Origin of the sequence: Pseudomonas sp. ok266, from assembly GCF_900110195.1 — a bacterium.
Classification (GTDB): domain Bacteria; phylum Pseudomonadota; class Gammaproteobacteria; order Pseudomonadales; family Pseudomonadaceae; genus Aquipseudomonas; species Aquipseudomonas neuropathica.
Window position 1 is genome coordinate 12,601 of sequence record NZ_FOCU01000005.1, and the last position, 14,655, is coordinate 27,255.

11 protein-coding genes are annotated in these 14,655 nt (G+C 59.7%); 7 read left to right on the forward strand and 4 right to left on the reverse strand.

Going from position 1 to position 14,655, the window contains the following annotated elements:
• Positions 1 to 2: 2 nt before the first annotated feature.
• The 3 genes from BMY54_RS10215 to BMY54_RS10225 are packed head-to-tail and all read right to left on the reverse strand — an operon-like array spanning position 3 to position 3,066.
• Positions 3 to 989, reverse strand: coding sequence for an alpha-L-glutamate ligase-like protein (locus BMY54_RS10215; RefSeq protein WP_093431747.1), 987 nt, complete (start codon positions 987 to 989; stop codon positions 3 to 5).
• Complete coding sequence (locus BMY54_RS10220) at positions 989 to 2,524, reverse strand: osmotic stress tolerance membrane protein RloB (protein WP_093431750.1); 1,536 nt, start codon at positions 2,522 to 2,524, stop codon at positions 989 to 991. The genes BMY54_RS10215 and BMY54_RS10220 overlap by 1 nt, the downstream gene beginning before the upstream one ends.
• A gap of 5 nt (positions 2,525 to 2,529) precedes the next feature.
• Positions 2,530 to 3,066, reverse strand: a complete 537-nt coding sequence (locus BMY54_RS10225) for a retropepsin-like aspartic peptidase RloA (RefSeq protein WP_093431752.1) — start codon at positions 3,064 to 3,066, stop codon at positions 2,530 to 2,532.
• Positions 3,067 to 3,423: 357 nt separating this feature from the next.
• Between BMY54_RS10225 and BMY54_RS10230 the strand changes: the two genes are divergently transcribed.
• The 6 genes from BMY54_RS10230 (at position 3,424) to prpD (ending at position 12,214) form a co-directional block, all read left to right on the forward strand.
• Positions 3,424 to 4,146 carry a GntR family transcriptional regulator gene (locus BMY54_RS10230; protein WP_172828118.1) on the forward strand — a complete coding sequence of 241 codons (723 nt, stop codon included), beginning with the start codon at positions 3,424 to 3,426 and terminating at the stop codon, positions 4,144 to 4,146.
• Entirely contained in the window at positions 4,143 to 5,036 is an 894-nt protein-coding gene (gene prpB, locus BMY54_RS10235) for a methylisocitrate lyase (RefSeq protein WP_093431754.1), read from the forward strand. Before BMY54_RS10230 ends, prpB begins: the two co-directional genes overlap by 4 nt.
• Before the next feature lie 149 nt (positions 5,037 to 5,185).
• Entirely contained in the window at positions 5,186 to 6,313 is a 1,128-nt protein-coding gene (gene prpC, locus BMY54_RS10240; RefSeq protein WP_093431756.1) for a bifunctional 2-methylcitrate synthase/citrate synthase, read from the forward strand.
• Between the two features lie 202 nt (positions 6,314 to 6,515).
• A complete protein-coding gene (gene acnD / locus BMY54_RS10245; protein WP_093431760.1) occupies positions 6,516 to 9,110 on the forward strand; it encodes a Fe/S-dependent 2-methylisocitrate dehydratase AcnD in 2,595 nt (864 codons plus the stop codon).
• 54 nt (positions 9,111 to 9,164) lie between these two features.
• Positions 9,165 to 10,355, forward strand: coding sequence for a 2-methylaconitate cis-trans isomerase PrpF (gene prpF, locus BMY54_RS10250; RefSeq protein WP_093431763.1), 1,191 nt, complete (start codon positions 9,165 to 9,167; stop codon positions 10,353 to 10,355).
• Between the two features lie 374 nt (positions 10,356 to 10,729).
• Positions 10,730 to 12,214, forward strand: coding sequence for a 2-methylcitrate dehydratase (prpD, locus tag BMY54_RS10255; RefSeq protein ID WP_093431765.1), 1,485 nt, complete (start codon positions 10,730 to 10,732; stop codon positions 12,212 to 12,214).
• Here prpD and BMY54_RS10260 read toward each other — a convergent pair.
• On the reverse strand, positions 12,207 to 13,112 hold the full coding sequence (locus tag BMY54_RS10260; RefSeq protein WP_175559587.1) for a DMT family transporter: 906 nt from the start codon (positions 13,110 to 13,112) through the stop codon (positions 12,207 to 12,209). The two genes, prpD and BMY54_RS10260, sit on opposite strands and share 8 nt — an antisense overlap.
• 113 nt (positions 13,113 to 13,225) lie before the next feature.
• Between BMY54_RS10260 and BMY54_RS10265 the strand changes: the two genes are divergently transcribed.
• Entirely contained in the window at positions 13,226 to 14,635 is a 1,410-nt protein-coding gene (locus BMY54_RS10265; RefSeq protein ID WP_093431769.1) for an aminotransferase-like domain-containing protein, read from the forward strand.
• The last annotated feature ends 20 nt before the right edge of the window (positions 14,636 to 14,655 follow it).

Below are 14,655 nucleotides of genomic sequence, written 5' to 3' on the forward strand. Positions count from 1 at the left end.
TTTTAGCCTTCCACAGCAGGAATATGCCCGAACATCTCCTGCGTAAACGCCACCCGCTCTTCAACCGATTCCGTCACCCCACGCGCCTTCAGCTCTTCCAGCCGCGCTTCAACCGCATGGGTACGCAACGTCAGCCCACAATCATTGGCAATCTGAATATTCAGCCCAGGCCGCGCATTCAGCTCGAGAATCAGTGGGCCTTTCTCCTGATCAAGCACCATATCAACACCGATATAGCCCAACCCGCACAGCTCATAACAGCCAGCTGCGAGCTTCATGAAACCGTCCCAGTAGGGCAGTTGCACGCCGTCCACCGCGTTGGTGGTGTCAGGGTGTTTGGCGATGATGTTGTTCAGCCAGGTGCCGCGCAACGTCAGACCCGTGGCCAGGTCAACACCGACACCGATGGCGCCCTGATGCAGGTTGGCCTTGCCGCCGGACTGCCGGGTCGGCAAGCGCAGCATGGCCATCACCGGGTAGCCCATCAGCACGATGATGCGGATGTCCGGCACGCCTTCGTAGCTGATGCTCTTGAAGATCTGATCCGGGGTCACGCGGTATTCGATCAGCGCCCGATCACGGTGGCCGCCGAGCGAATACAGGCCAGTGAGGATGCTCGAGATGTGATGCTCCAGCTCTTCATGAGCGAGGATCTTGCCTGACACCGTGCGATAGCGGCCCTCGAAGCGGTCGGCAATCACGATGATGCCGTCACCGCCAGCGCCTTGGGCCGGTTTGATCACGAAGTCGTTGCGCCCGCCGATGATCTCGTCGAGCTTGTCGATTTCCTTCTCGGTGGAGATCACGCCGTACAGCTCCGGCACGTGAATGCCGGCCTCGATGGCGCGTTCCTTGGTGATGATCTTGTCATCGACAATCGGGTACAGGCTGCGCTTGTTGTACTTGAGCACGTAGTCGGCGTTACGCCGATTGATGCCCATGATGCCCCGCGCCTCCAGGGCCTTCCAGGTCTTCCAGAAACCGAACATCAGGCGTCAGCCTTCTTCAGGAAAGCCTTGAAGCGCACCAACTCGGTCAGGCGGTAGCCGCGATAGCGCCCCATCGCCAGCATGAAACCGACCAGAATCAGCAGGATCGCCGGGAAGGTGAACACGAAGTAGACCAGCTCTGGCACGGTCATGATCAGGTGCGCGAGTGACGCCGCGAACAGCGTGCCGATCGCGACTTTCATCGCATGGCTGGCGCCGCGTTCTTCCCAGGTGATCGACAGACGTTCAATGGTCATGGTCAGAATCACCATTGGGAACAGCGCCACCGACAGCCCGCGTTCCAGGCCGAGTTTGTGGCTGAACAGGCTGATCGCCGCGATCAACACTACAACAAAGGTCAGCACCACCGAGAGTCGCGGCAGCATTTGCAGCTTCAGGTGTTCCAGATACGAACGTAATGACAAGCCCAGCGCCGTTATCACGGTAAACAGCAGAATGCCGAAGCCCAGTTGCGTTTCGCGGAAGGCGAGGGCGATCAGCACCGGGGTGAACGTGCCGAGTGTCTGCAGGCCGATCAGGTTGCGCAGAATCAGGATCACCAGCACGCCGATCGGGATCATCACCATGATCATGAACGTCTGCTGAGTCTGCAGCGGCAAGCCGTAGAGCGAGTATTCGAGGAAGTTGGCGTCGGTGTTTTCGTCCGTCAGCTTGGCCAGACGAATCGCGTTCATCTCGCTGTTGTTCAGGCTGAAGGTCACGTTGGCTTTTTTGCCGCCATCGACGGTGATCAGGTTTTCATCGCCGGTCCACCACAGCAGGCGGTCGGTCGGCAGGCCTTGCTCACCGGTTTCCGGGTTGAAGTACAGCCAGTCGTTGCCGTTGAAGCTGCGCAGCCACAGTTCAGGCGTTTGCGGCTGGTCGGCGACGAGGCGGATGGTGTGGACTTTTTCCACCGGCACGTGGGCGATGGACAACAGCAGTTCAACGATTTTGGCTTTGTGCGGCGTCGACGGATCGCCGGCCAGCAGCAGTTTCACGTTGTCGTCGTTGACGTTGTTGACGCGTTTGATCGCCTCGCCAATAAAGGTTTCGACGTCGGCGGAATGCTGGCGGATCGGCGCGAGCAGGGCTTCGGCGGCGATTTTCTCAGGGCCTTCGATGGCGATGCTGTCGCGGAAGGTCGGGCCTTTGATCTTGGATTTTTCGGCGGTGTAACGCTTGGTCAGCACCAAACGGTAATAAAGCGTCTGGTTGCCCTTGGCCCGGCGCGCCGACCAGGTGACCTTGCGGTTGCCGTCGACGCGGTTGACGGCGACACCGTAGTTATTGGAGATAAAGCTTTCATTGAGGCTGACGTAATCGCGGCTCAACGGTGGCACGAACATCTGGATCTTCACCGGATCCTTGGTGCTGGCGACGAACTCGACCTTGGCGTCGATGTTCCACAAGTCGTCGGTGGCGTCTTCGGTCACCGGGATGCCGAGCACGAAAATCTGATAGGCCGTAACCGAAACGCCCAGGAGCACCAGAATGGTGATCAGGATTTTCAGGTGGAAGGTTAGAGAACGCATGGAAATTACTCGGCGGTATGAGCGGCGATGGTGCAGGCGGGTTTGCCGACAGCGTATTTAAGGCTTGGATCGACCAGCGCATCAAAGCGTTTCAGCGCTTCGGAGCCAATCAAAAGCGGATATTGGAACGCACTTCGGTCGGTCAGGTTCACTTCGATGCTGCGCATCGCCGTGCCCATGCAGATATCCAGCTCGATCACCGGACGGGCGGTGTACTTCTTGCCTTCCTCCGGGTCGTAATCGCCGGCGCGGCGCTTGATTTTGCTGACCCGCGCCAGCGGCCGTTCGATCGGGTGCGAATGCGCGGCGTCGATGGCCAGGTAGAAACGTACCCAGGACTCACCGTTGCGTTTAAAGCGTTTTATGTCGCGGGCACTCAGCGATGCGGTTTTCGCACCGGTGTCGAGTTTTGCCGCAACTTCCAGGTTGATGCCGTCAAGCGAAGCGTATTCGTTGAGGCCGTACACGGTTTTTTCCCCCGCGGCGGCGAGGCCGGGCAGGCAAAACAGGGCAAAGAATGTGGGAAAAGGCTTGAGTCTCATAAATCCTGGTGCGCAGCGTTCCGTTTTCGGTTCAGGTCCTTGGCAAAACTTGCGCAAGGCCCTTCGTGTGCCTGGCAGCTTTTTATGACAAGCCGTACAAATGGCCAGCAAATGCGGGCGGCATTCTAGCACGGTGGGTTTATGGCGCCAGCGCTTGGGCCGGTCTATAAAAGATCAGAAGATCGCAGCCTTCGGCAGCTCCTACATTGGATTTGCGTGCGCCCTGTAGGAGCTGCCGAAGGCTGCGATCTTTTAAGGTTATTAGACGATTGTCGACAATACCTATTTATCCTTTGACTGACGCGGGCGAATTGGCTAGTTTTTGCCGCATTGGATTTAAAGGTGTCGACAATCATGCTGGATCAACTCGATCCCCCGGTCATCAGCGGCGACGATTCCGAGACGCTCTCGGAAAACGTCTTCCGGCGTATTCAAGCGGCCATCGTCAAAGGTGAGATCGCCCCGGGCAGCAAGATCTCAGAGCCGGAGCTGGCGCGCACCTACGGCATCAGTCGCGGGCCGTTGCGTGAGGCGATTCATCGCCTGGAAGGCCAGCGCCTGCTGGTGCGTGTACCGCACGTCGGTGCGCGGGTGGTGTCGCTCAGTCATGCCGAATTGCTCGAACTCTACGAAATCCGCGAATCCCTCGAAGGCATGGCCTGCCGTCTGGCGGCCGAACGCATGAGCGTCGAAGAAATCGACGAACTGCGCCGGGTGCTGGAAACCCACGAGCGCGACGCGGCGTTTCAGGCCGGCGTTGGCTATTACCAGCAGGAAGGCGATTTCGACTTCCACTACCGGATCATCCAGGGCAGCGGCAACCGCACGCTGACGCAGATGCTCTGCGGCGAGCTGTATCAACTGGTGCGCATGTACCGCATCCAGTTCTCGACCACGCCGAACCGCCCGCGCCAGGCCTTTGCCGAACACCACCGGATTCTCGATGCCATCGCCGACCGTGACGGCGAACTCGCGGAATTGTTGATGCGCCGTCACATCGGCGCTTCGAAACGCAACATCGCCCGTCATTACCAGGACGGCGCCCACAACAAGACAGCCACTGAACGAGGTGAGTCATGAGTTCCAACCTGAACACTCCAGGCCAGCGTTTCCGCGATGCGGTCGCCAGCGAGCATCCATTGCAAGTGGTCGGCGCGATCAACGCCAACCACGCGCTGCTGGCCAAGCGCGCCGGTTTCAAGGCGATCTACCTGTCCGGTGGCGGCGTGGCCGCAGGCTCCCTCGGCGTGCCGGATCTGGGCATCACCGGTCTGGACGACGTGCTGACTGACGTGCGGCGCATCACCGATGTCTGCGATCTGCCGCTGCTGGTCGACGTCGACACCGGTTTCGGCTCGTCGGCGTTCAATGTGGCGCGCACGGTCAAGTCGATGATCAAGTTCGGCGCTGCGGCGATTCACATCGAGGACCAGGTTGGCGCCAAGCGTTGTGGCCACCGTCCTAATAAAGAGATCGTCAGCCAGCAGGAAATGGTTGATCGCATCAAGGCTGCGGTGGATGCGCGTACCGATGACAGCTTTGTGATCATGGCGCGAACCGATGCACTGGCGGTGGAAGGTCTGGAGTCGGCACTCGATCGCGCAGCCGCATGCATCGAGGCCGGCGCCGACATGATCTTCCCGGAAGCCATCACTGAACTGGAAATGTACAAGCTGTTCGCCAACCGTGTGAAAGCGCCGATTCTGGCCAATATCACCGAGTTCGGCGCGACGCCGCTGTACACCACCGAGCAACTGGCTGGTGCCGACGTGTCGCTGGTGCTGTATCCGCTGTCGGCGTTCCGCGCGATGAACAAGGCAGCAGAAAACGTTTACACCGCGATCCGCCGCGATGGCACGCAGCAGAATGTCATCGACACCATGCAGACTCGCATGGAGCTTTACGATCGCATCGACTACCACACCTTCGAGCAGAAGCTCGATGCGTTGTTTGCACAAAAGAAAGGCTGAACAAGACCCCTGTGGGAGCGAGCCTGCTCGCGAAGGACGCCAACGATAACGCGGAGTCCCTGACGCACCGAGGTGTTCCAGCCACCTTCGCGAGCAGGCTCGCTCCCACAAGTTTTCCCCATACAAATTCAAAAAGATTGGAGAACACAATGGCCGAAGCAAAAGTACTCAGTGGTGCCGGGCTCCGTGGCCAGGTTGCCGGGCAAACCGCACTGTCCACCGTGGGCCAGGCCGGTGCCGGGCTGACCTATCGCGGCTACGACGTGCGCGAACTCGCTGCCGATGCACAATTTGAAGAAGTCGCCTACCTGCTGCTCTACGGCGAGCTGCCAACCCAGGCGCAACTCGACGAATACCAAGGCAAACTGAGCAAGCTGCGCGACCTGCCGCAAGCGCTGAAAGAAGTGCTTGAACGCATCCCCGCCGACGCCCACCCGATGGACGTGATGCGCACCGGTTGCTCGTTCCTTGGCAACCTCGAGCCGGAGAAAGACTTCTCCGAACAGCGCGACAAGACTGACCGTCTGCTCGCCGCGTTCCCGGCGATCATGTGCTACTGGTATCGCTTCAGCCACGACGGCAAACGCATCAACTGCGTCAGCGACGAGCCGACTATCGGCGGTCACTTCCTGCACCTGCTGCACGACAAGAAGCCAAGCGAACTGCACGTCAAAGTGATGAACGTTTCGCTGATCCTCTACGCCGAACACGAATTCAACGCCTCGACCTTCACCGCGCGCGTTTGTGCGTCGACCCTGTCTGATCTTTATTCCTGCGTGACCGCCGCCATCGGTTCGCTGCGTGGCCCGTTGCACGGCGGCGCCAACGAAGCGGCGATGGAAATGATCGAGCGCTTCTCGTCGCCGGAAGAGGCGATCAAGGGCACCCTCGGCATGCTCGAGCGCAAGGACAAGATCATGGGCTTCGGCCACGCGATCTATAAGGACAGCGATCCGCGCAACGAGGTGATCAAGGGCTGGTCGAAAAAACTCGCGGACGAGGTCGGCGACAAGGTGTTGTTCGCGGTTTCCGAAGCCATCGACAAGACCATGTGGGAGCAGAAAAAACTGTTCCCCAACGCCGATTTCTACCATGCCTCGGCGTACCACTTCATGGGCATTCCGACCAAGCTGTTCACGCCGATCTTCGTCTGCTCGCGCCTGACCGGCTGGGCCGCGCACGTGTTCGAGCAGCGCGCCAACAACCGCATCATCCGTCCAAGCGCCGAATATATCGGCGTTGAACAGCGCAAGTTCGTGCCAATCGAACGTCGCTGAAATGGTGAGCTGACCCGAAGCGCAAGATCACCGCTAAACCCTGTAGGAGTGAGCCTGCTCGCGATGACGGACTGACATTCACCATCGATGTCGACTGATCTACCGCTATCGCGAGCAGGCTCACTCCTACAAGGGACGGTGTGAATCTTGAGTCTGGCGTCAGCCCACCCTTTGCAACCACCGTGACCCGAGTCCTGACCCGATGAACACAGAATTCCGTAAAACCCTGCCCGGCAGCCCTCTGGATTATTTCGACGCCCGCGCGGCGGTCGAGGCGATTCAGCCCGGCAGTTACGACACTTTGCCGTACACCTCCCGCGTGCTGGCGGAAAACCTCGTGCGTCGCTGCGACCCGGCCACGCTCACCGATTCCCTCAAGCAACTGATCGAGCGCAAACGCGACCTCGACTTCCCGTGGTTCCCGGCGCGCGTGGTCTGCCACGACATTCTCGGCCAGACCGCACTGGTCGACCTCGCCGGTCTGCGTGACGCGATCGCCTTGCAGGGTGGCGATCCGGCGCAGGTCAACCCGGTGGTGCCGACGCAATTGATCGTCGACCACTCGCTGGCGGTGGAAGCGGGCGGTTTCGACAAGCAGGCGTTCGAGAAAAACCGCGCCATCGAAGACCGTCGCAACGAAGACCGTTTCCACTTCATCAACTGGACCAAAAAAGCCTTCAAGAACGTTGATGTGATCCCGCCGGGCAACGGCATCATGCATCAGATCAACCTGGAGAAAATGTCCCCGGTGATCCAGGTGCGTGAGGGCGTGGCGTTCCCCGACACTTGCGTCGGCACCGACAGCCACACCCCGCACGTTGATGCGCTGGGCGTGATCGCCATCGGTGTCGGCGGCCTCGAAGCCGAGAGCGTGATGCTTGGTCGCGCGTCGTGGATGCGCCTGCCGGAGAGCGTCGGCGTCGAACTGACCGGCAAGCTGCAACCGGGCATCACCGCCACTGACATGGTGCTGGCGCTGACCGAATACCTGCGCAAACAGAAAGTCGTCGGCGCATGGCTGGAGTTCTTCGGCGAAGGTGCGGCGGCGCTGACCCTCGGCGACCGCGCGACCATCTCCAACATGGCCCCGGAATACGGCGCCACCGCAGCGATGTTCTACATTGACCAACAGACTATCGATTACCTGAAGCTGACCGGTCGTGAAGACCAGCAAGTGCAGCTCGTAGAGCAGTACGCCAAGCTCACCGGCCTGTGGGCCGATAGCCTGAAAGGTGCGCAATACGAGCGCGGCCTGACTTTCGATCTGTCCTCGGTAGTGCGCAATATGGCCGGCCCGAGCAACCCGCACGCGCGCGTTGCGGTGGCGGATCTGGCGGCCAAAGGCATCTCCGGGCAGTGGGAGGACGTGCCCGGGCAAATGCCCGACGGCGCGGTGATCATCGCCGCCATCACCAGTTGCACCAACACCAGTAACCCGCGCAACGTGATTGCCGCCGGACTGCTGGCGCGCAACGCCAACAAGCTTGGCCTGACCCGCAAGCCGTGGGTGAAATCCTCGCTGGCGCCGGGTTCGAAAACCGTCGCGCTGTACCTCGACGAAGCGGGGTTGACCACTGAGCTGGAGCAACTCGGTTTCGGTGTTGTCGCCTTCGCTTGCACCACTTGCAACGGCATGTCCGGCGCGCTCGATCCGGTGATCCAGCAAGAGATCATCGACCGCGATCTGTACGCCACCGCCGTGCTTTCCGGCAACCGCAACTTCGACGGCCGCATTCACCCGTATGCCAAGCAAGCGTTCCTCGCTTCGCCGCCACTGGTGGTCGCATACGCCATCGCCGGGACCATCCGTTTCGACATCGAAAAAGATGTGTTGGGCGTGGTCGACGGCAAGGAAATCCGCCTGAAGGACATCTGGCCGAGCGACGAAGAAATCGACGCCGTGGTGAAATCTTCGGTCAAGCCTGAGCAGTTCCGTCAGGTCTACATTCCGATGTTTGCCGTCCACGAAGACACCGGCCCGAAAGTCACGCCGCTTTACGACTGGCGCGAAATGAGCACCTATATTCGCCGTCCGCCGTATTGGGAAGGTGCACTGGCCGGCGCCCGTCCGCTTAAAGGCATGCGCCCGCTGGCCGTGCTGCCGGACAACATCACCACCGATCATCTGTCGCCATCCAACGCGATCATGCTCGACAGCGCCGCCGGCGAATACCTGGCGAAAATGGGCTTGCCGGAAGAGGACTTCAACTCTTACGCCACCCACCGTGGCGACCACTTGACCGCACAGCGCGCGACGTTTGCCAACCCGAAACTGTTCAATGAAATGGTCGTGGAAAACGGCAAGGTCAAGCAGGGTTCGCTGGCCCGTGTCGAGCCGGAAGGCAAGGTCATGCGCATGTGGGAAGCCATCGAGACCTACATGGAGCGCAAGCAGCCGCTGATCATTATTGCCGGCGCCGATTACGGTCAGGGTTCGTCCCGTGACTGGGCGGCGAAAGGCGTGCGTCTGGCCGGTGTCGAGGCGATTGCCGCAGAAGGTTTCGAGCGCATTCACCGCACCAACCTGGTGGGCATGGGCGTGTTGCCGCTGGAGTTCAAGCCGGGCACTGACCGTCACACCCTGGCCATCGACGGCAGCGAAACCTACGACGTGATCGGCGAGCGCAAACCGCGCGCGGACCTGACGCTGGTGATCCATCGCCAGAACGGCGAGCGCGTTGACGTGCCGGTGACCTGCCGTCTGGATACCGCTGAAGAAGTGTCGATCTATGAGGCTGGCGGCGTGTTGCAGCGCTTCGCTCAGGACTTCCTCGAAGAGTCGGCGGTTGCCGTTTAAATCTACTGATGCAGGCGTGAGGCTTGGGTCTCACGTCTGTGGTTAAGGAGCACCATGGCTCACGCACCACAAATCAAAATCCCTGCGACCTACATGCGCGGCGGCACCAGCAAAGGCGTGTTCTTCAGCCTCAAGGATCTGCCCGAAGCGGCACAGATTCCCGGCCCGACCCGCGACGCTTTGCTGCTGCGCGTGATCGGCAGCCCCGACCCGTACGACAAACAAATTGATGGCATGGGCGGCGCCACGTCCAGCACCAGCAAAACCGTGATCCTGTCGAAAAGCATCAAGGCCGATCACGACGTCGATTACCTGTTCGGTCAGGTCTCCATCGACAAGCCGTTCGTGGACTGGAGCGGCAATTGCGGCAACCTCTCGGCAGCGGTCGGTTCGTTCGCCATCAGCAACGGTCTGGTCGACGCCAGCCGCATTCCGCACAACGGTGTTGCGGTGGTGCGCGTGTGGCAGGCCAACATCGGTAAAACGATTATTGCCCATGTGCCGATCACCAACGGCGAAGTGCAGGAAACCGGTGATTTCGAACTCGACGGCGTGACCTTTCCGGCGGCCGAAGTGCAAGTCGAATTCATCGACCCGGCAGCGGAAGAAGAGGGCGGCGGTGGTTCGATGTTTCCCACCGGCAATCTCATCGATGAGCTGGAAGTACCGGGTGTCGGCACGTTCAAGGCGACCATGATCAATGCTGGCATCCCGACGATTTTCGTCAATGCTGAAGACATCGGTTACACCGGTACCGAGTTGCAGAGCGCGATCAACAGCGATCCGCAAGCGCTGCAGATGTTCGAGACGATTCGGGCTTATGGCGCGTTGCGCATGGGTCTGATATCGAATCTCGATGAAGCGGCCAAACGTCAGCACACGCCGAAAGTCGCGTTTGTTGCCAAGCCTGCGGATTACGTCGCATCCAGTGGTAAAGCGGTTGGCGCCGGTGATGTGGATTTGCTGGTGCGCGCCTTGTCGATGGGCAAGTTGCATCACGCGATGATGGGCACGGCGGCGGTGGCCATCGGCACCGCTGCAGCAATCTCCGGCACCCTGGTAAACCTCGCGGCCGGTGGTGTTGAACGTAGTGCCGTGCGTTTTGGGCATCCGTCCGGGACGTTGCGCGTTGGCGCCGAAGCCAGCCTGGAAAACGGCGAGTGGGTGGTGAAGAAGGCCATCATGAGCCGTAGTGCGCGTGTCCTGATGGAGGGTTACGTGCGCGTCCCAGGAGACTCCTTCTGATCCGAGAGCTTTACCCTCATCGGAACGCCGCCCGCCCAGCACTCTCCCAAAGGGAGAGGGGGCCGACCGAGGTGTCTGGGGTTGTACATCGACCTGAAAGATCGAGTCGATTATGGATTCAGGGGCCGATCGAGGTGTGAAGTTGTGCATTGACCAGATCAATTATGGATTCAGCGCAGATCGTTCACGTCGGTGAACCTCTACAGCATCCCCCAATCGGTTCCCTCTCCCTCGGGAGAGGGCTAGGGTGAGGGGCCACCCACTGAAGAAACCCAGAACAAGCAGGCACCCCAGACCTGCAATCAACCAGACCAACCCAGCCAAGCCCTGAGGAAGACCGCACCCACTCATCATTCCCGCACAGGAGAACCGCAATGAGCGCCAACGTCGACCTGAACAACCGCCCCGACTACGACCGTGTCCTGCAGGACATCGCCGATTACGTCCTCACCTTCAAAGTCACCTCCACCGAAGCCCTCGACACCGCCCGCAACTGCCTGATGGACACGCTGGGCTGCGGCCTGCTGGCGTTGCGCTTTCCCGAATGCACCAAGCATCTGGGCCCGATCGTCGAAGGCACCGTCGTCCCGTTCGGCGCACGCGTTCCCGGCACCTCCTATCGCCTCGACCCGGTCAAGGCCGCGTGGGACATCGGCTGCATCGTCCGCTGGCTCGACTACAACGACACCTGGCTCGCCGCCGAGTGGGGTCATCCATCCGACAACCTCGGCGGGATTCTCGCTGTGGCCGATCATCTTTCGCAGAAGCGTCTGGCCAACGCTGAAGCACCGCTGACCATTCGCGATGTGCTGGAAGCGATGATCATGGCCCACGAGATTCAAGGCGTGATCGCTCTGGAAAACTCCTTCAATCGTGTAGGACTCGATCACGTCATTCTGGTGAAAGTCGCTTCAACCGCTGTCACCGCCAAACTGATGGGCGCCAATCGCGAGCAATTGCTGTCGGCGTTGTCCCACGCGTTCGCTGATGGTCAGGCGCTGCGCACTTATCGTCATGCACCGAATGCCGGTTCACGAAAATCCTGGGCGGCGGGGGATGCGACGAGTCGTGGTGTGCGTCTGGCCGACATCGCCATGCGCGGCGAGATGGGTATTCCCGGCGTGCTGACTGCGAAACAGTGGGGCTTTTATGACGTGCTGTTCAGCCATACCAACAGCGATCTGGCGCTGAAACCGGAAGATAAACGTGCTTTCAGTTTTTCGCGGCCGTTCGGCAGTTACGTGATGGAAAACGTGCTGTTCAAGATCAGCTTCCCCGCCGAATTTCATGCGCAGACGGCCTGTGAAGCGGCAGTGACGTTGCACCCGCAAGTGCGCAATCGTCTGCATGAAATCGACCGGATCGTCATCACCACCCACGAATCGGCGATTCGCATCATTTCCAAAGTCGGGCCGCTGGCCAACGCCGCCGACCGTGACCACTGCATCCAGTACATGACCGCCGTGCCACTGGCCTTTGGCAATCTGGTCGCCGAGCAGTACGAAGACGATTTCCACCGGGCGCATCCGATCATCGATGTGCTGCGCGAGAAAATGGTCATCGTCGAAGAACCGCGTTTCACCCGTGAATATCTGGAGCCCGACAAGCGCTCGATTGCCAACGCCGTGCAGGTGTTTTTCAAGGATGGCAGCAGCACTGAAAACGTCGTGGTGGAATACCCGATCGGTCATCGTCGCCGCCGTGTCGAGGGTATTCCATTACTCGAAGACAAGTTCAAGGCCAACCTGGCCACGCGCTTCACCGGCCAGCGCAGCAGCGAGATCTTCGCGTTGTGCAAGGATCCGGCGCAGCTCGAAGCCACCCCGGTCAATCGTTTTGTGGATATGTTCGTTATCTGAACCACTTTTCCACGGGCAATTTGGTGATCGCAAACCCGCTCAACAAAACCGCCGAATAGATCATCAGCTCCCGGGACAGGGTTTGTCCCTCGTACCAGGCGCCGATGATCACGGCGAATACCGGGAAAATGATAAACACGAACGACAGAATGATCGGGCTCAAGCGTTTAAGCAGCAAAAAGTAAACGATGAATCCGCCCACTGATGCCACCAGTCCCAGATACAGCAGGGCGCCCCACGAGCGCGCGCTGACATCGCTGAATACCGGCGTCTCAACGCTCAATCCGACAATAAATAACATCGCCCCGGCAATGCCGATTGGCAACGTGTTGTAGGTGATCACGCTGATCGCGCTGCCGTGTTTTTTCGTCACTACGTAACACAGCGCATGCATCACCGCCGCACAGAGAATCGCCAATACTCCCAGCCATTCCGCTTGATCCAGATGCAGGCCCTGACTACGAATAATCATGAACAGACTGCCAAAACCAATGGCGATGCCGAGCATTTGTGACGGGTAGATTCTCTCGCGCAGAAACAGCGCGGAAAACAACAGGATAAACACCGGCATGCAACTGAACAGCAGGGCTGTCAGGCCGGACGATACGTGCATCTCACCGTAGTTGAGCAGGTAGTAAGGCAGGCTGAAATACGACAGCGTGACAAACACAAAGAACCAGCGACTTTGCCGGGGAAACAACAGCGGTTCCTTGCGCAACAGCGCGAAGCTCAGGAACAGCGGAAAAGCGATCAGAAAACGCAGCCCGGCGGCCGTCAGCGGCGGCACGCTTTCCACCGCAATCTTGATCCCCAGCCACGTCGTGCCCCAACTCAAACAGACGATGAGAAACAGCGTGCTGGTGATCAATCCGGCGAGCCAGGGTTTGCTGATGTGCATCGGTGTGCTGACGGCGGTCGACATGTGGCGTACTCCGAACGGTGGAATTGACCTGATCGCGGAAACGGTCTATTTCTGATTGAACCTTTTTAAGCACGCTATTCGGGGCGAGAATGACTGTCAAAGTAAGTATTGCCATGGTGTCAATCCTCCGTGATGGACTCGCCAATGGCGTGGGCGTGAAGTACAAACGCCTGGCGAATGCCGTCGCGCAGGCCATCGACGAAGGCGTAATCGATGCCGGTAGCAAACTGCCGCCGCACCGGTTGTTGGCCGACAGTCTCGGAGTGACCATCGGTACGATCAGCCGTGCCTATGGCGAATTGGAACGCGTGGGGTTGGTCGTCGCCCGCGTCGGAGATGGCACTTATGTGTGTCAGCGCGGGATGGAACGGCCGCAGGACAAAGGCTTTCGTAATGTCAGCGATGAGCCGTCAGCCTGCTTCGACATGAGCCGCAACCAGCCTATTCCGGCGCAGGAAGCGGCATTCATGAGCCAGAGTCTGCAGGAACTGGCCAGCGATCCTCGGGTGCTGCAACAGTTGACCGGGTACACCGCTGAAGCCGGGTTGGCGCGGCATCGTGTGGCGGGGGCGGTGTGGTTGCAGCATGCGGCGTATGTCCCGCATGCCGATCAGGTGTTGTGCGTCAACGGTGGTCAGCATGGTCTGCTGTGCACATTGATGGGCTTGCTCAAGGCCGGCGACACCGTTGTGACCGAGCATTTGTCCTACCCGGGATTGATCGGCGTCGCACGCCAGCTCGGGATAAAACTCATTGGCGCGGCAATGGATGACGAAGGGCTTTTACCGTCGGCGCTCGAGGATATCTGCCGTCAGCATCGGGTTTCGGCGGTGTATTGCACCCCGACGATCCAGAATCCTACGGCCGCTGTAATGTCGATCCCACGGCGCGAGGCGATTGCCGACCTCTGTCGTCAACACAATCTGCTGATTATCGAAGACGAGGCTCATGCCGTTCTGGATCGCCAACGCCCGTTACCGCTCAGCTATTTTGCGCCGGAGCGATCGGTGTTGATTGGCAGTCTGAGCAAGGCTGTTTCGGCGGGATTGCGCGTCGGTTATCTGCATGCGCCGCAAGCCTTGATCGGGCGTTTGAGTGCCGGCATCCGCGCGACCTGCTGGATGGCCAATCCGTTATCGATGGAAGTCGCGAGCCTGTGGATTGAAAGCGGCATGGCCGAGCGTTTACTGGACGAGCAGATCAGCGAGATCGCTCGGCGCAAAGCGTTGGTGGCGCCTGTGCTGCAGGGTTTGAACTACAAGACTCACCCTTACAGTCCGCACTTCTGGGTGGAGGTGCCTGAGCTGTGGCGGGCGTCGCAGATTGCGGCGGAGTTGAAGGAGAACAACTATCTGGTGGCCACCGCTGAGGCGTTTGCGGTGGGGCACGCAGCAGTGCCGCAATTTATTCGGGTGAGTGTGTGTAATGCGGTGGGGAATGATCGGTTGTTGCTGGCAGGTTTTGAAGCTCTGGCCAAGGCATTAACAGACACCGTGTGATCGTTCTTCGCGAGCAAGGT